This window comes from Zunongwangia pacifica (genome assembly GCF_023499215.1).
GTDB classification, from domain to species: domain Bacteria; phylum Bacteroidota; class Bacteroidia; order Flavobacteriales; family Flavobacteriaceae; genus Zunongwangia; species Zunongwangia pacifica.
Window position 1 is genome coordinate 1 of the sequence record NZ_JAKHSK010000054.1, and the last position, 17,324, is coordinate 17,324.

Here is a 17,324-nt window from a genome sequence, read left to right on the forward strand (position 1 = left end):
AATTCTATTGTATCTTTGTCAAGTACAGAGTACATAAAGGGTTGGTTTTGATAATTGTATGTTTCGCAACACAAATATCTGCAACCCTTTTTTATTTTTAAAAAAAGTTTAAATCATTTCGATTACTATAAACTACCTACCCTAAAAGAAGTACAAGAATTTATAGAGAAGGAAGGACATTTACAAGGGGTTCCTAGTGCGAAAGAAGTTAAAGAAGAAGGGCTAATGCTGGGTGAGATAAATGCAAAACTCCTGCAAAAAATAGAGGAACTAACATTATATACCATTGAACAGGAGATACAATTAAAAAAGCAGCAAGAACTGCTTAATAATCAGGAAAGTAGGGAAATAGAACTTCAGAAAAAATTATTGGAGCAGCAGGAATCTTTAAAGTCTCTTTTAAAACGTATCGAAATTTTAGAACAAGAGTAGTTTAGAAATTTTACTATGGATTAGCAGTAAATAAACTTTTTTAATAAGAATAAACTATGTTATTAAGATCTCTTTTTTTTGTTTTCGTTTGTATCCCTTTTTTAGCTTTAAGTCAAAATACTTTTCCTTCCTCGGGTAATGTGGGGATTGGCACTGCTAATCCAAAGAAAGCATTAGATTTATTAGGCGATTTTAGTATAACAGGGAATACTTTTTATAGAATGCCCCGACGCACTAGCAATGGAATATATTTTTTTCGTGATGGAGCGGCCAGTGCGACCGGAACAAATTCTTGGGGTTTAGAATTTAAAGACGATATCGATACTGGTAATCACTTGTTAAGCCTTAAAACTTCAGGAAAACTTAGACTTACTGTTATACCAAACGGAAATGTTGGTATAGGTATCACCTCTCCAGATTCTAAACTTGCTGTAAATGGGAATATTCATACCAAAGAGATTAAAGTAGATATAGACGACTGGCCTGACTTTGTGTTTAAGGAGAATTATCAGTTACCTACTCTAAAAGAAGTTCAGCAATATATAAAGAAGCATGGTCACCTCAAAAATATTCCATCTGCTTATGATGTAGAAGAAAATGGGGTATTTCTTGGTCAGATGAACGCAAAATTCCTGCAAAAAATAGAGGAATTAACCTTATATACCATTGAACAGGAAGAGCAACTGATGCATCATGAAATTAGAGAAAAAGAACTTGAAAGACGATTAATCGAGCAGCAGAAGATTTTAATGTCTCTTTTAAAACGTATCGAAATTTTAGAACAAGAGTAGTTTAGAAATTTTACTATGGATTAGCAGTAAATAAACTTTTTTAATAAGAATAAACTATGTTATTAAGATCTCTTTTTTTTGTTTTCGTTTGTATCCCTTTTTTAGCTTTAAGTCAAAATACTTTTCCTTCCTCGGGTAATGTAGGGATTGGTACTACTAGCCCATCTTTTCGTTTAGAGTTAGCCAATTTGGGTGGTTATAATGGGATTCTGTTTGATTCTAAATTTAAGATGAGAACCTCATCAGCAACTAGCGGTCACTTCGTTTTAGAAAATATAACTTCAAATGGGTCTTTATACCTAAGGGGAGGTAAACAAGGAGGGGCTTTAGTCTTGAATGATATTAATGATGGAAATGTAGGAATTGGTACTACCAATCCTGATTCCAAACTAAGCGTTAAAGGTAATATTCATGCACGAGAAGTTAAAGTTGATATGAATGGTGCAGTTGCTCCCGATTATGTTTTTGATATTAATTATAAACTACTCACACTTCAAGAGGTTCAGGATTTTATCAATAAAAATGGCCATTTGCCCAATGTACCCTCAGCGAAACAAATGGATGAAGAAGGTTTACATTTAAAAGAAATGAACCTAAAACTTCTTGAGAAGATTGAAGAAATCACACTATATGTTTTGAAACAGGAACAACGAATAAAAATACTGGAAGATCAACTTTCTAAATAATAAGAAAATGAAAATAAAATTACTTTTATTGATAATTTTTATATCAAATATTATAATCGCACAAACCTCCTATGGTACAGGAGCTGGGCAAATAGGAAATGCCAGTAGCTATTTTGGTGTTAGAGCAGGTGAATTTGCAACCGGCGATCATAATACACTCATTGGATATACTTCGGGTAGGTCTCTTACTTCGGGAGATCGTAATACGTTTATAGGGAGCCATTCCGGTATTTCGACGACTACAGGAGTTGAAAATGTATTTTTAGGGGTTTCCGCTGGAGCGGATAATCAGGAGGGATCTTACAATACATTTCTTGGGCGTTATGCTGGTAAACAGAATCTTTCTGGGAATAAAAATGTTTTTTTAGGCTTTCAAGCAGGTTATTTTAATAAAGGCAGTAATAATGTATTCATTGGAGCAGCAGCAGGAAGTAATGAAAGGGGCAGTAATAAATTTTATTTGGACAATACGAGTACTTCCACTCCTTTGCTGTATGGGGATTTTAGTACTAATCAATTAGGGATAAACACAAATAACATCCCGTCAGGCTATGCTTTTGCAGTTAAAGGAAAAGCCATCGCTGAAGAAGTTAAGGTACAATTACAATCAGCCTGGCCAGATTATGTTTTTGATGTGAATTATAATTTAATTAGTCTAAAAGAAGTAGAGACTTATATTCAATCTCATGGCCATCTGCCAGAGGTGCCAAGTGCGGCTGAGGTAAAAGCATCTGAAGGGATAGCGTTAGGAGAGATGAATACCACTCTTTTAAAGAAAATAGAAGAACTTACCATTTATACTATTGAGCAAGATAAAGAAATTGAGCGTTTAAAAAAGATAGAAGAAAGGCTTGAAAGAATAGAAAAACTCCTTGAAAAGAAATAGCTTAATTGAGGGATAGATTTTTTATAACATAGCATGATTTTAAATATGAAGCAAAATAAAACTATAATTGTGATCCTATTCTTTATTTCAATTTCTAATGTAAAATTCTTCGCTCAAAATTGGAATAGTACTTCTAATAATTACACTACTGGGCATTTAGGAGTAGGCACACAACAATTAGGCATATCGGGTACCAGTATAAATAATTTGGTTGTCGGCGATGCCGATAATAGTGAAGGTATCGTGATTAACGCCAAAGAAGATAAAGATGCCATTCTGACATTTGGTAAGAATTATTCATTAGAAGCTAGGTTTATATATAGTAACTTATATGGTAAGCTAGAGTTTTATAGACCTGAAACAGGTTATTTACTTTCTTTAACCGCAGATGGTTCATTGGGTATAGGTGTAAGAAATCCAACAAGTAAGCTACATGTTAATGGAGGTGTTCTTTTTCATCAAAACTCTGGAGGTTATTTAAATTTTGGAATGGATCAGCGCTTAGATTTTATACAAAACCTTGATGGCGCATATATTTATTCTGGGAGTGGTCCCAGAGGTAAAATGCCTGCAGGAACCTTGGTAATTCAGTCGAGATCTAATCAAGACCGAAATATTTTATTTGTCACCGGTAGTAGCCCAGAAGAACGTATGCGAATTACAGGTATTGGGAATATTGGTATAGGAACTTTAAACCCTGATGAGAAATTAGCGGTAAATGGTACAATTCATTCTAAAGAAGTTAGAGTGGATATGAAAAACTGGCCCGATTATGTATTCGATGAAAATTATCATCATATACCGATAAGTGAACTAGGTGGATTTATTTCAAAAGATCATCATCTCTCTAATGTTCCTATTTCTGGAGAGGTTTGGGAAAAACGGCTTAAAGCTTAGTGAAATATCTGAAATTTTTATGTCTAAAATTGAGGAATTGACTTTGTATATCATTCAGCAGCAAAAAGAAATCGAAGAACTCAAAAAACGAAAATAAAAGATGATAACTGTTAATATAATTAGAGCAACTCGCTCTTTATTTCTCAATGGTGATCGATAATTTTTGATGAATAGGTAAATGAAATCGATTAATAGGGAAGAAGTTTTTAAAAAATGAAGAACTAAATCTGTATGTTATTTTACAAATAATAAAACCAAATTAATTCATAATATAATACATATGAAAATATCAGAAAATTTAACAGTATGTATATCTGTTCTACTTTATGTGCTTTTTACCATGCCTGCCCAAAGCCAAGGAAACGAAGGAAGTTTTGACAATCTAACTTTAAGAAGTAGTATTAAGTTTCTGAACAGTGACGGAGGAACAGGGTTTAGATTCGATCTTAGTGGAAACAAACAACATATTCACGTTGGCGGACTTGGACTTTTGGCAAAAGCAGATGGAGTTCAAAGTTTAGGAAATGGAGGTTGGAGGTTTAAAGATCTATGGTTATCCCAAAATGCATACGTTGGCAACGCCATAGCCATAAACACAAGAAGAACTTCAGGGTATAATTTAGCGGTAAACGGTAGAATTCTAGCCAATGAAATTACGGTAAAAACCGGATGGGCAGACTTTGTTTTTGATGACGATTATCAATTACCTGATTTATATGAAGTAGAAGATTTTATAAAAGAAAACGGTCATCTGGAAGGCATCCCAACGGCTATTGATATTGAAGAAAACGGTGCAGACTTGGGAGCAGTTAATGTGAAATTACTACAGAAAATCGAAGAGCTTACCCTTTATACCATTGAGCAACATAAGGAAATTATGCGTTTAAAAAAGCTAGATGAAAAGCTTGAAAGAATAGAAGAACTTTTAGAAAAGAACTCAATTAATTAAGAGATAGTGTTATATAAAAAATCATGACTTTAAATATGGAACAAAATAAAACTATAATTATTACTCTATTCTTGATTTCAATTGCTCATGTAAACTTCTTCGCTCAAAATTGGAGTACTACTTCTAATAATTACACTACGGGTCATTTGGGGGTTGGTACACAGCAATTAGGGATTTCAGGTACAGCAATTAATACATTAGTAGTAGGTGATGCAGATAGGAGCGAAGGCATTGTTATTAATGCCAAAGAAGATAAAGATGCCATTTTAGCATTTGCTAAGAATTATGTTTTAGATGCCAGATTTCGTTATAAAAATTCAGTTGGAGAATTGGTTTTTGAAAATTCTGGTCAACAGCTTTGGAGCATTAGTAAAAACGGTAATTTAGGAATTAACGTTAACAGTCCTTCAGAGAAAATTGATGTTGACGGTAATATAAGGCTTAGGAATTCGGGTAATAAGATATATTGGAATTGGCCAGATAGAAAAATAGATCAATATTCAAAAGTCAGTGGTAGTTATATGATACGATTTATGAATTCTATGGGAACAGGTAATCCAGAAGGAGGTTTTAATTTTGTAGATAATGGAGGGAGATCTGTAATGAGAATCAATGATTACAAAGTGGGCATCGGAACAGAGACCATGGGAAATCATAAACTAGCGGTTAATGGATCTGTAGGGGCCAGAGAAATCACTGTCGAGATTGTGGATTGGCCAGACTACGTTTTTTACGAAGACTATACATTGAACTCTCTTGAACAAATTGAAAATTTTGTAAAGAAGAATCATCATTTGGAAGGGGTGCCTTCTAAGGAGGATATTAAAAATAGCGGAATCAAATTGGGGGAAATGAATGCAATTCTTTTAAAGAAAATAGAAGAGCTCACTCTACTGCTTATAAAAGAGCATAAACGTAATGATGAATTAGCTAGAAAAATTGAAGATCTCAACAATTTGCTTCATTAATTAAATTTATCGATCAGCATACATATATTCTAAAATTGGAAGCACAATTGTCCAAATTAAAACAATAAAAATTGGCCTTTAACGGTGTTGATTTTTAGTGTTTTATTTATTAAGTAAGTAAGCTGCTCTAGGGCAAACGTATGAGGCATTTAAAAGATTTTTTTATATCGAGGCATCCCTATATCGGGACATTTAATCTTGATTATCGAGTAAATACCCTTTAATGTGAATAATAGCAAAATAATTAAAAACTTTAAAAGAAACCATAAATGAAAAAGATCATTTTATCAATATATGCAATGATTTTATGTCATTCCGCCTTTAGTCAAGACATGTTACGGGGATTTTACCTGAATCCCTTAGGAGGTAATTGGGAAAGTTATAAGGCTATGGCTTTTGGAAAGCCGGATGTTAAATGGGGGGGGCTTATGTGGAATAATACCAATACGCTTTTTGGGAATGGTGACGATTTTACTATTTATACGTATAGTAACAGAGATCTTGTTTTAGCCCCAGGCGGGGGTAATATTATATTAAACCCTAGAAATACAGCGGGAAAAATAGGTGTTGGAATATCAAATCCTAATTATAAACTTGACGTAAATGGGACTGTTCATTCTAAAGAAATAAAAGTGGACCTTGAAGGTTGGGCAGATTTTGTTTTTAAGGATGAGTATACTTTGCCCAGATTAGAGGACATAGAAAAATTTATTGCTGAAAATGGGCATCTTGAATATATCCCTACAGAAGAAGAAGTCTCGAAAAATGGAGTAGAAGTAGGTGTAATGTTAAAATTGTTGTTGCAAAAAGTAGAAGAATTAACCTTACATGCGATTAAACAACAAAATGAAATTGAGAAATTGAAACAACAAAATAAAATACACCTTAACAATTAAACCATGAATAAGATATATGTATTACTTATAATTTTTACCTGCGTAAATACTTTTAGTTATGCTCAATGGGTAGATAATGGAAGTAAAATGACTACTTCTGATGTATTAGAGTTAACCAAGCCTATAATAACCTTTAGTGAAATTGAAATTAAGGATAAAGTAAAAGGATCTAATCATGATAAAACTTCTTTCTTTAGGGAAGATGAAATATCTGACCAAACTTATTTGAAATTGCAATTAGGAGATGAGACTACAGGAATATTTGATATTGGTTATAGACATCATATTGATCAGGTTTGGACATCTAATTTTATATTGAATAATGGAAAGGTGGGGATAGGAAAGTCTAACCCTACCAATAAATTAGATGTAAATGGGACTATTCATTCTAAAGAAGTAAAAGTAGACCGCGAGGGTTGGGCAGACTTTGTGTTTAAGGATAGCTATTCTTTGCCAAAATTAGAAGAAGTAGAAAAATTTATTGCTGAAAATGGGCATCTTGAACATATCCCTACAGAAGAAGAAGTCTCTAAAAATGGAGTAGAAGTAGGTGTAATGTTAAAATTGTTGTTGCAAAAAGTAGAAGAGCTAACGCTTCATGTGATTGAACTGAATAATAAGAACAAAGAGCTTGAGCAACAACTTCAACAGGTAAAGATAAAAGGTCAGTTTTGATGAAGAATTTAGCCATACTTTTCATTATAAGCTGCTGTTGTACGTTTTGTTATTCTCAAGAAATTTACAAGACTTCAAATACAGCGGGAAATTATATCAATACCTGGACAAAGATTGTAACAGTACAACTTGTTAATCGTTATAATTTCAGTAATGTGAATTTACGTTTTCAAGGAGGTAATGCAGGAGTTCAAAATATAAGTGTAGGGGATATTTCATTTCGTGTGAAACAACAGGCAGCTTTAGGTGATGCCCCGGTTATACAGTTAGAGCTGAATACGAACTATTCTTCACGCCTGGATAAAAGTGATATCAAAGCAATAATCGTAGAAAATTCCTCTGTTTTAACTAAAGTAGAGCTGTATTTAAGAATTCCTGTAAGCTGGGATGATCTTGTTTATACACCTTTATTGGTTAATGGTATAGCCCCCGAATTTCACTCGCAAGATGGATTTAAAAGTCATTTGCCGAGTGGTCAGGTAGTAGATTGCATCTTTCCTAATGCATATAAGGAACGAATGGGAATCGGGACTTCTGATTTGGGCGGTAACCAACTTGCTGTAGAAGGTACAATTGGAGCCAGAGAAGTTAAAGTTAGTACTGAGAATTGGGCTGATTTCGTATTTGAAGATCAATATAGTTTACCAGATTTGTTAGATGTAGAGGCTTATATCGACGCGAATAAGCATTTGGAGGGAATTCCCACCGAAAAACAGGTGACTGAAAGTGGCATAAATCTGAAAGAAATTAATATAAAACTCTTAGAGAAAGTAGAGCAATTAATGCTCTATACAATTCAGCAAGAAAAAAGCATAAGAGCACTACAAAAGGATAATAGCCTTATAAAAGAAAATTACAGAGCACTTTTAGATTCAATAAGCAAAGCTAATTGAAAGATTGTATTTTAGGTTGAAGTGTTACCCAAAATTCTTTTCCGGTATTAATGGTAAATTAAAACTTCTTATATGATATTATATTTTTAACCTTAATCCATAGAAAATGAAAAAACTTAGTCTTTTTATACTCATAGTATTAAATACCAGTTTTTTATTTGCTCAATTTAATAAACAGGGAAATTATTTAATTGCTCAGGATAGTGTAGGGATTGGTACAACCCCTAGAGCTAAATTAGAAGTTAGAGGAGGTACTAAATTAGGTTTCTCTCTATTTGGTTCGGTTATAAGTTCTTCTGCAAATGGATGGTTAAGAGATACCTGGTTATATGCTAAAGATGACTTAAAATGGAATGAAAACAGTAAAGTTTGGCAAAGAGGATCATATAAATATAATGATTTTGGAGGTATCGTTTGGGATGATGGTGGTACATATTTTATAAGAGAAAATCGAGGAGATAAATTAGAATTTACGAATGAGGAATTTCTTGAAACCTCTTTTTTATTCGCGAATATGGGTAATGGATATGTGGGCATTGGAACCATTCATGCAGATTCGCGCTTAAGTGTAAATGGGACTATTCATTCAAAAGAAGTTAAAGTTGATATGAAAAACTGGCCTGATTATGTTTTTGCACATGATTATGAATTGAGGACCCTTGATGAAATAGGAATTTTTATCAAGGAAAACGGACATCTTCCCGAAATTCCAAGTAGTGCTGTGGTCGAAAAAGAAGGAATTTTGGTTGGAGAGATAAACAAGTTATTACTTAAAAAAATTGAAGAGCTAACACTTTATATAATCAATCAGAATTCCATGTTACAGAAGCAATCTGAAATTATTAAACAGCATGAAAGTAAGCTTTTAAGTATTGAAAATAAATTAAAAGATAATAAAGAATAAAGAGATATTACATGTCGTAGTTTTATTTATCATAGGTATTTCTTCCATAAATTTTGGATATGCCCAAACTTGGAAAAATGATAATGGTAATCTGTATGTTAGCAATCCAACAAAAGTTGGGATAGGCACAAGTTCACCAAAAGCGGCGTTGCATATTAATAATGGTGGGGACTCTTATGGAGCAATTTTGGCGACAAGTTCAGAAAGTGCTTTTACACTATTTACTAAATCGCTTGGTCGCACTACATATTCTGAAGTTTTTCGTCTTGGTCTCAAATATAATTCCGATGAAAATAATGGATTTATATCTTTTTATAGAGGAGGAAACACCTTTGGAGGCTTTTTAGGCTTTTCGACAAGCGGAATCGAAAGGTTGCGAATTTCTCAAAATGGAAAGATAGGTATTGGGATTTCTACCCCTGATGAAAAATTAACGGTAAATGGCAATATACATACTAAAGAGGTTCGTGTAGATGTAGAGGGTTTTTCAGTTCCAGATTATGTGTTTAAAGAAGACTATGATCTTATGGACATACAAGAACTTCAGGAGTATGTTGAAGAAAACCAACATTTGCCTAATATCCCATGTGCTTCAGAGTTTGAAAATCAAGGAATGAACCTTAAACAAATGAACCTTCTTTTGCTTCAAAAAATTGAAGAATTAACGCTGTATGTTTTAAGCTTACAGGAACAGGTAGATCAATTAAAATCAAAGAACTAATTATAAACCATTATAAAAAACGGTACTCATGACACAAAAATATACTCTGATATTTTTCCTATCTATTTTTTTAGTGGGAAATGCTAAAATGTTAAATGCACAAACAGTGTATAGTGGGATTTACAAAACATTTTCTGGTAATACAGGGTATCATCATTTAACAAGAAATAGTGGTGGTAATACGTCGGCAGTATATATTAATCAGGAAGGGAGCGGAGATATCTTAACGCTTTCTTCAGGAATTTACGCTCCTAATCAAAATAATCGATTGGTTTTTAGGAATAATGGCTCGATTAATATGGGAGAACGAGGTGGGAATTATGATTTTCAGGTAAGAAGGACGGGCGCAGAAGGCAGTGTTGTGTTGCTTTTGGAGGCCGACTCAGATAATAGTGTAGAAAACAGTAATCCATTAATAAAAATGTTACAAGATGGTAAAACTATTGGTGCTAATATTGGGTTTTCAGAATCACAATTTGGTATCGATAATTTTGGGATAGGCATGCGCTATTCCGGTCAGGATAAAAATGATGTATTTATAATTAAAACCCAAAATGGTTTTGTAGGGATTGGTACAAAATCTCCGGACAGTAAATTAACGGTGAGAGGAAAAATACATAGCCAAGAAGTGAAAATAGACCTGAACGGTGCGGTGGTTCCAGATTATGTATTCCTTGATGATTACAATTTAAAATCGCTGGAGGAAATAGAATCGTTTATAGATAAAAATGGACATCTGGAAAATATTCCTTCAGCAAAACAGGTAGAGGAAGAAGGATGGAATGTAAAATCCATGAACTTAAAGATGCTAGAGAAAATCGAAGAGCTTACCTTATATGTGATAGAACAAAATAAAATTAATAAGGAGCAGCAGGAAGAAATAGCAGCACTGAAAAAACAGCTACACCATCTAACAAAATGAAAATAGTAGCCTATAAGAATACGATGTCTCATTGGTCAATCGAATTATACACAAACGAACCTAATAATTTAAATCATGATAAAAGTTAGAATGAAGAGAATTTGGATAATCACCCTTATATGTTGCAGCAATTTTGTGAATGCACAGGTTAATGATACCGGAAATAATGTGGGGATAGGAGTTTCAAATCCATCTGAAAAATTAGATGTTGCCGGGAAGGTGAAAGCCACTGCTTTTTTGGGTGAATGGAACGGTGCAAATATTAGCGATGTATTGTTTAAAGCTGCAGATAATAATGATTGGGACAATAATCTATATAGAAATGGAATATATAGAAAATGGGGAGGGCCTAATAATCCTTTTGGAGGATCGCACGGTACGCTATTACATCTAGGTCAAAACGATGGCTATTCTTTTGGGTTTCAATTAGCTTCTGATAATTATAAACAATTGAAATATCGGGGATTCAAAAGTAATGGTCAATTTTATGCCTGGTATGATATTTATCATTCCGGTAATTTCAATAAAACAGTGCTAGATAAAAATGTTCCAAACCTGGTTTATACGAACCAGAATAATAACTTTTCTTCCGATCAAAGCATAAATGGGAAGGTTAATATTACCGAAAGTCTGGGTATAGGTACACCTGGTTCTGATTCCTGGAAATTAGCTGTTAATGGGAAAATTAGAGCTAAAGAAATAAAAGTAGAGACCGGCTGGGCAGATTTTGTTTTTTATGATACTTATATGTTGCCTTCATTAGAAGAAGTAGAAGACCATATAAAGAAAAAGGGGCATTTAAAAAATATTCCAAGTGCTGAAGAAGTGGAAAAGAACGGGATTCTACTAGGAGAAATGAATGCTAAATTATTGCAGAAAATTGAGGAGCTTACTTTATATGTAATAGCACAGAATAAAACAAATAAGGAACAACAGGAAGAAATAACAGCATTGAAAAAGCAGTTGCAGAATTTCATAAAAGAAGAATAGTAACTTATAATAATATGAGATTTTCAATTATAAACATAGTATTTACTTTAATTAGTTTCTCGATATATGCTCAGTTTACCGATCAGGGTTCTTATTCTATAACCGGGGATAGTATAGGAATAGGGATTGTACCTAAAGCGAAATTTCATGTAAAGGGAGGAACTAAATTGGGGAGTTCTTATTTTGGAACTGTTCCGGGATCTTTAGCTAATAGTTGGATTAGGGATACTTGGATGACTGCAAGTACTACTTTAGAGTGGGATGCTTCTAAAAATGTTTGGAGAAGAGGAGAAGGAACGTATAATGAATTTGGAGGTATTATATGGGAAGATAATGCGACCTATTTTATTCGAGGAAATCGGGGAGATAAATTAGAATTTACTAATGAAGAATTTCTAGAAAACTCTTTTCTTACGGTTAGCGTAAATAAGAATTTTATTGGGATTGGAACAAATCACCCAGATGCTAGACTTAGTGTGAATGGTACTGTTCATGCTAATGAAGTAAAAGTAGATACAAAGAATTGGTCAGATTTCGTTTTTGAAAATAAATATTCATTAGATAGTCTGGAAGTAGTAGAAGCATTTATAAGGGATAATGGTCATCTGAAATCTATCCCAAGTGCTGAAGAAGTTGAAAAAAACGGGATTTTACTAGGGGAAATGGATGCTAAATTATTGCAGAAAATTGAAGAATTAACCTTGTACTTAATTCAACAAAATAAAGAAATGAAAGCCCTAAAAGAAAGAATAAAAACTTTAGAGAATAACAATTAATAGTTGATGAGAATTATGCAAAATATGAATTTAAATTACTTCTTCAGCATCATTTTTGGTATCATTTGTTGTACTGAGATCTTAGCGCAAGATGCTAACACTAAAAGTTATACAATAACTACTGGTGAGGGATGGTATAGAATTGCACAGGGTACCTATTATTCGAGTGCAGAAGTTAATATAAAAAGCACTCACAATAATAACAAAGTGACTGACATAACTTTCCATGTCGCTTTAATGGCTCACGCACAGGGAGGGAATATTTCCATTATCAATAATGAATTTTATAACCAAAATCATATTTCTAAAATTAGAGGGGGATCAATAAATGGAAAATATGTTTTAGATATTTATTTGGTGAATTTGGATGGGAATATAACCCTGACGTTAAAATCTGAGGGTAAAATTGATTTATTAGATACGCCTATTTATCAGCCTTCTGACAATATTGTTGGAACTACAACTCAAATTTCTGGGCAAAGTCTTGGTTTCTCAAGTTCTCGCTATCCGGTGTATTTAGGTAATAAGGTTGGGATTGCCACAAGTTCACCTGATGCCCCGCTTACAGTTAATGGGAGGATTCATGCGCAAGAGGTTAAAGTAAGCGTGGATGCAGGTGCGGATTATGTATTTGAAGAAGAATACAATTTATTAAGCATAGAGGAGTTGAAAGAATATTTAGAAAATAATAAGCACTTACCTGAGATCGTTTCAGCTAAAGAAATGCAGGATAAAGGAATTGAGCTTTCCAAAATGAATATTCAATTATTACAGAAAATTGAAGAATTGACCCTTTATATCATTCAGCAAAACGACCGTATTAAAAAATTAGAAAGCTTAGAGGAGAAGGTTAGTAACTTGGAGAAATTAATCAATAAATAAATTTAAAACCTTACTATTAGTAAGGTTTTAATGTGCAATCAGAATAAATCTTTTAGGTATTTTTCTAATAATTTTGATGATATAACATAAATATGGCTTTTGTGTTATTAAAATATCAGTATGGATTATTGTTTTATTAAAAAACCTTTCGTTATGAGATTTACTTTCTTATTTTTTGTCATTTGGGCTTTCTTTCCAGTTGAAGCGCAATTTATTTCCACAAAAATTAATGGTACGATTAGTCATGAATATGCTACTCATGATAGTCCTATTAAAATAATTTATAAAATTCATCCTCATGGTGGTTCTGGATCATATACCTATAAATGGAAAGTTCAAAAAGGGGGATTTATAGAAGATGAAACGAATTCGAAATTCGTACACATGTTTAATTGTAATGAAAAGTCAGAACCAACAATGATGGTTTCTTGTGAAATTACAGATACTGAAACTAATAAGAAAATTATAATAAAAACAAAACATCCGGTAGAATTCTGTTTGGATTAATAAATAAAAATATGAGAATATTCAAATTTATCTTTCAGGTATACCTGTATTTCGGTATTTATACTATTATATTTGCTCAACCTACTCCAGAATCTGAGGATCCTTTATCTATTTATGAAAATCTTGCTAAAGACCCACAAGTTGCTAGTTTATCTGGTATTATTGGTAATGTAGTTAATGAGTATAATGGGAAAGCAGATATTAATATTCCTATTTATGCAATTCCCTTTGGAAATAAAAATATTCCAATTACTTTAAGTTATGATTCTGGAGGTGTGAAAGTAGCTCAGGAATCCGGTTGGGTAGGTTTGAATTGGAATATAAGCGGGCAATTTAACGTTTCGAGGGAAATTTTTGGCTTCGATGATTTCAGTAATCGTACTGCAGGGAATTACCAAAATGCACCACCAAATGGATATATCTATAATCCTGTAGTATTACAACTTGAAGAAGGAGCCACAAGACCCTACCTTGACTACAATGAAATTTTAAATGTACATCATAGCTTCACCATGAACCCATCTGTTAATGGAGGATCAAGGTTTATGGATACGCAACCAGATGTATTTCATCTAACAGCCTTAGGGAAGACCTATAATTTTATTCTAAAGAAGAAAGGAAGTTCAAACATTATAGATACGGAAGTTTTTAATAATAATAATGTTAATATTACTTACGATCTCTCTTCTGAAAAGTTTACATTAATTGATGAGGACGGATATATATATGTATATGGTACAAAAACATTTAATACCCCCTTTTATACTGCTTCTCAGGGAACTCCGCCAAGTTCATATTCAGGTGCTTTTGCTAACGTATTTAGCCAGAATAATCGATCAAAAGAAACTATTGTAACTTCCTGGGCTTTAGATAAAGTAATTTCACCAACAGGTAGGGAAATAAATTTTTCTTACCAGAAAGGATTACATTTTAGTTTTCCAAAGTATTCGTTTTCTCATAACGGTAATGATTACTTTACAAGAACGAGCTGGCCAGATGCTCAATATTTTGACGCAGCAGCCAAAATGAATTACTCTATTTCTACATCTGTAATTGAAAATAATTATTTAACTGCAATTACCGGTGATTTTGGTCAGGTTACTTTTCATCTTGACGGCAGAGAAGATTTATGCACTGGTTCAGCAATTGATGATCTTTCTGGAGGGTATTTTGAAAGCATAATCTTATATACCAAAAACGAACAAATAAAATCCTGTCATGGGGAATCTTCTTGTATAAATAGTACAAATCTCACTGCTAAGAAATTAGATGCTATAGAAGTTAAAAATAATAATAATCAAACTATATTATACGCTGATTTAGGTCATGGATACTTCGATTCTAATGCTTCGGGCATTAAAGAGCGATTTTATAGGTTAAAATTAAATAACCTCATAATAGCAGATAAAGAATATAACTTTCATTATTATGAAGAGAATTCTTTACCTGCGAAAGATTCAGATGGTATTGATTTTTGGGGTTTTTATAATGGAAAAGAAAATGAAAATGATGGTTTAGTGCCTAGAATAGGAAGGTTTATAACGTCGGAAATTAGAGGGTATAACAATATTACTTATTTAGGCCAATCCTTTGTTAATTATGCAGGATCTAACAGAAGTAGTGATTTTAACTACGGAAAGGTGGGGCTCATAGATAAAATTGTTTTACCTACCAAAGGAACGGTTAATTATGAATATGAACCAAATGACGCAGTGCTATCTGCAACAGCTCCGTTTAAAACTATTGAGACTTTTCCAAATAGTACAAGGTTGAAGACTACTGATATGACGGACGAGTCAAAGTATGGATTTATTTATCAATATCTAAAATATTCAAGTGATCCTAATTATAATTACTTTGAGAAAATCCCTGTAAATTCATCTAACAATACTACTCAGGTTGCTGTAGATTTGAATGAAGTTTTTATTTTAAATAGGCCTTCTTTACTGGAAGTGAATGGTTATATAGAAACTTATACTGGTTGGGATGGAATAAATTACTGGGCTAATTATCCTATTTTAGTAGTTGAAAACGTTAACACTGGCCAGGAATATACGCTGTTTACTTATGCTGATGCCCCATCTTATATAGGTGCACCACAGAATGATGTCTCCAAAAGCATAAATCTGCCGGCTGGCGATTTTAGAATAGTAAAAAGGTGGGCTGATATACCACCTGGAGGTGACTATTCTAATTACCCTCCCATACCCGCGGTTAATTTTTATGATGTAGGCACCTATTATTATGGAGTTGATCCTAATGATGAAAATCTTAGTGAGATCTTAGAAAGATTTGAAATAGGTGGTGCTAGAATATCTAAGATTGTTTCAAAGAATGGTAATGGTGAATTTTTACATGCAACTGAATATGAATATGATTATCCCGGTGGGGTTTCTGGTTTGACATCTTCAGGAAAACTAATGGATGGTTTAATCTTTTTTAAAAAGGCGTCAGGATTTCAATCATATACCCCAAGAGATTATAGTTACGGAGGAAGTACTTTTGTTTTAACTGGAGATAATCAGGTTGGAGGGAATAATTCGGCTGCAGGCTCTCATATTGGATATTCTTTTGTAAGAAGTAAGAAAATTAACTCTAATGGTGATTCTATGGGGTGGGTTGAGACTCAATTCAATAATAATGAAAATCAATACTTTACGTCAAGTTTTTCATTGCCTTATAGCTGGGATGGGATAACTGGAAGTGGAGATGATGCAATGTATTATAGTAAACACGGAGATGTAAGTATTCAAAATACGATTCTTTTAGGTTTACCACTTAAGTCTAATTTTTCTTATATAAATGGTAAAATCCTCAATCAAAAGATTTTTGATAAATCTGGGGATATTCAACGAGAAAAGGTTTTTGAGTATACCAGCCTAAAAGGTATGCTTTCTAATGATTATTTTTCAAGTTTTATGTATGTGCCGCTGCATACCACAACTGACTCTGAGGGTGTTGTAGAAAGTGCTGTAGATAAAACCAGTCTTGGCCCTTGGGGATCAAGTCATACTACATATGAGCCGTACCTTTTTCCATTACACTATGGTTTAGTAGCAAAACTATCTAATAGTATTGAATATAATTATTCTAATGAAGATTACGTAACTACAGAGATAATTTCAAAATATAATGAAGACTCTTTTTTAACAGAATCTATTGCAACTAGCTTAAGGAATAATTCTTTTTTAAGAAAAGAGTTTCGATATTCCGGAGATCCTGAGGTTGCTGTTATAGGAGGGGTATCCAATTTGATAAGCGAAAACAGGTTAAATACGCTTATAAAATTGAAAGAATACATAGACGAGGATCTTTTATCAACGAAAATATATGAATATGAAAATTCATCGAATACCCAGAATTTTACCATGTTACGAAAGAGTTCCTTTTCTAAAGCATCTATTGAAATGGATGAGGTTATATTATACCACAGCTATGACAGCTACGGCAATCCTATAGAAGTCTCAAAGTCAGATGGTCCGCATATATTTTATCTATGGGGCTACAACGGTCAGTATCCCATAGCCAAGATAGAGAATATGACCAAAG

At 33.1% G+C, this 17,324-nt stretch carries 18 protein-coding genes; all 18 read left to right on the forward strand.

Features of this window, described 5'->3' with window-relative positions; genetic code table 11:
* The first annotated feature begins 54 nt into the window (after positions 1 to 54).
* Positions 55 to 432, forward strand: coding sequence for a hypothetical protein (locus L1967_RS20850; RefSeq protein ID WP_249603435.1), 378 nt, complete (start codon positions 55 to 57; stop codon positions 430 to 432).
* A 56-nt stretch (positions 433 to 488) separates the two neighbouring features.
* Complete coding sequence (locus tag L1967_RS20855) at positions 489 to 1,223, forward strand: hypothetical protein (RefSeq protein WP_249603436.1); 735 nt, start codon at positions 489 to 491, stop codon at positions 1,221 to 1,223.
* 56 nt (positions 1,224 to 1,279) lie between these two features.
* Positions 1,280 to 1,909: a tail fiber protein gene (locus tag L1967_RS20860; protein ID WP_249603437.1), complete on the forward strand. Its 630-nt coding sequence runs from the start codon at positions 1,280 to 1,282 to the stop codon at positions 1,907 to 1,909.
* 7 nt (positions 1,910 to 1,916) lie between these two features.
* A complete protein-coding gene (locus L1967_RS20865; protein WP_249603438.1) occupies positions 1,917 to 2,795 on the forward strand; it encodes a hypothetical protein in 879 nt (292 codons plus the stop codon).
* Between the two features lie 45 nt (positions 2,796 to 2,840).
* On the forward strand, positions 2,841 to 3,692 hold the full coding sequence (locus L1967_RS20870; protein WP_249603439.1) for a hypothetical protein: 852 nt from the start codon (positions 2,841 to 2,843) through the stop codon (positions 3,690 to 3,692).
* Positions 3,693 to 3,972: 280 nt separating this feature from the next.
* Complete coding sequence (locus L1967_RS20875; RefSeq protein ID WP_249603440.1) at positions 3,973 to 4,641, forward strand: hypothetical protein; 669 nt, start codon at positions 3,973 to 3,975, stop codon at positions 4,639 to 4,641.
* Between the two features lie 35 nt (positions 4,642 to 4,676).
* The gene (locus tag L1967_RS20880; RefSeq protein WP_249603441.1) at positions 4,677 to 5,609 is read left to right on the forward strand and encodes a hypothetical protein; all 933 of its coding nucleotides are present in this window, start codon (positions 4,677 to 4,679) and stop codon (positions 5,607 to 5,609) included.
* A 269-nt stretch (positions 5,610 to 5,878) separates the two neighbouring features.
* Complete coding sequence (locus tag L1967_RS20885) at positions 5,879 to 6,505, forward strand: hypothetical protein (RefSeq protein ID WP_249603442.1); 627 nt, start codon at positions 5,879 to 5,881, stop codon at positions 6,503 to 6,505.
* A gap of 3 nt (positions 6,506 to 6,508) precedes the next feature.
* Complete coding sequence (locus L1967_RS20890) at positions 6,509 to 7,180, forward strand: hypothetical protein (RefSeq protein ID WP_249603443.1); 672 nt, start codon at positions 6,509 to 6,511, stop codon at positions 7,178 to 7,180.
* Positions 7,177 to 8,073, forward strand: coding sequence for a hypothetical protein (locus tag L1967_RS20895; protein WP_249603444.1), 897 nt, complete (start codon positions 7,177 to 7,179; stop codon positions 8,071 to 8,073). Before L1967_RS20890 ends, L1967_RS20895 begins: the two co-directional genes overlap by 4 nt.
* 106 nt (positions 8,074 to 8,179) lie before the next feature.
* The gene (locus L1967_RS20900; protein ID WP_249603445.1) at positions 8,180 to 8,977 is read left to right on the forward strand and encodes a hypothetical protein; all 798 of its coding nucleotides are present in this window, start codon (positions 8,180 to 8,182) and stop codon (positions 8,975 to 8,977) included.
* Positions 8,978 to 9,125: 148 nt separating this feature from the next.
* The gene (locus L1967_RS20905; protein ID WP_249603446.1) at positions 9,126 to 9,698 is read left to right on the forward strand and encodes a tail fiber protein; all 573 of its coding nucleotides are present in this window, start codon (positions 9,126 to 9,128) and stop codon (positions 9,696 to 9,698) included.
* Between the two features lie 28 nt (positions 9,699 to 9,726).
* Entirely contained in the window at positions 9,727 to 10,620 is an 894-nt protein-coding gene (locus L1967_RS20910) for a tail fiber protein (protein WP_249603447.1), read from the forward strand.
* A gap of 90 nt (positions 10,621 to 10,710) precedes the next feature.
* Entirely contained in the window at positions 10,711 to 11,610 is a 900-nt protein-coding gene (locus L1967_RS20915; protein ID WP_249603448.1) for a hypothetical protein, read from the forward strand.
* 14 nt (positions 11,611 to 11,624) lie between these two features.
* Complete coding sequence (locus L1967_RS20920) at positions 11,625 to 12,386, forward strand: hypothetical protein (RefSeq protein ID WP_249603449.1); 762 nt, start codon at positions 11,625 to 11,627, stop codon at positions 12,384 to 12,386.
* A gap of 24 nt (positions 12,387 to 12,410) precedes the next feature.
* On the forward strand, positions 12,411 to 13,268 hold the full coding sequence (locus L1967_RS20925; RefSeq protein WP_249603450.1) for a vacuolar protein sorting family 37 protein: 858 nt from the start codon (positions 12,411 to 12,413) through the stop codon (positions 13,266 to 13,268).
* Between the two features lie 153 nt (positions 13,269 to 13,421).
* Entirely contained in the window at positions 13,422 to 13,775 is a 354-nt protein-coding gene (locus L1967_RS20930; RefSeq protein WP_249603451.1) for a hypothetical protein, read from the forward strand.
* Between the two features lie 11 nt (positions 13,776 to 13,786).
* Positions 13,787 to 17,324, forward strand: a 3,538-nt coding sequence (locus tag L1967_RS20935) for a hypothetical protein (protein WP_249603452.1), incomplete at its 3' end; no start/stop codon positions are given.

Coding starts and splice junctions, on each gene's coding strand:
- L1967_RS20855 (WP_249603436.1), top strand. CDS start 489: ATGTTATTAAGATCTCTTTTTTTTGTTTTCGTTTGTATCCCTTTTTTA.
- L1967_RS20860 (WP_249603437.1), top strand. CDS start 1,280: ATGTTATTAAGATCTCTTTTTTTTGTTTTCGTTTGTATCCCTTTTTTA.
- L1967_RS20865 (WP_249603438.1), top strand. CDS start 1,917: ATGAAAATAAAATTACTTTTATTGATAATTTTTATATCAAATATTATA.
- L1967_RS20870 (WP_249603439.1), top strand. CDS start 2,841: ATGAAGCAAAATAAAACTATAATTGTGATCCTATTCTTTATTTCAATT.
- L1967_RS20875 (WP_249603440.1), top strand. CDS start 3,973: ATGAAAATATCAGAAAATTTAACAGTATGTATATCTGTTCTACTTTAT.
- L1967_RS20880 (WP_249603441.1), top strand. CDS start 4,677: ATGGAACAAAATAAAACTATAATTATTACTCTATTCTTGATTTCAATT.
- L1967_RS20885 (WP_249603442.1), top strand. CDS start 5,879: ATGAAAAAGATCATTTTATCAATATATGCAATGATTTTATGTCATTCC.
- L1967_RS20890 (WP_249603443.1), top strand. CDS start 6,509: ATGAATAAGATATATGTATTACTTATAATTTTTACCTGCGTAAATACT.
- L1967_RS20900 (WP_249603445.1), top strand. CDS start 8,180: ATGAAAAAACTTAGTCTTTTTATACTCATAGTATTAAATACCAGTTTT.
- L1967_RS20910 (WP_249603447.1), top strand. CDS start 9,727: ATGACACAAAAATATACTCTGATATTTTTCCTATCTATTTTTTTAGTG.
- L1967_RS20915 (WP_249603448.1), top strand. CDS start 10,711: ATGAAGAGAATTTGGATAATCACCCTTATATGTTGCAGCAATTTTGTG.
- L1967_RS20920 (WP_249603449.1), top strand. CDS start 11,625: ATGAGATTTTCAATTATAAACATAGTATTTACTTTAATTAGTTTCTCG.
- L1967_RS20925 (WP_249603450.1), top strand. CDS start 12,411: ATGAATTTAAATTACTTCTTCAGCATCATTTTTGGTATCATTTGTTGT.
- L1967_RS20930 (WP_249603451.1), top strand. CDS start 13,422: ATGAGATTTACTTTCTTATTTTTTGTCATTTGGGCTTTCTTTCCAGTT.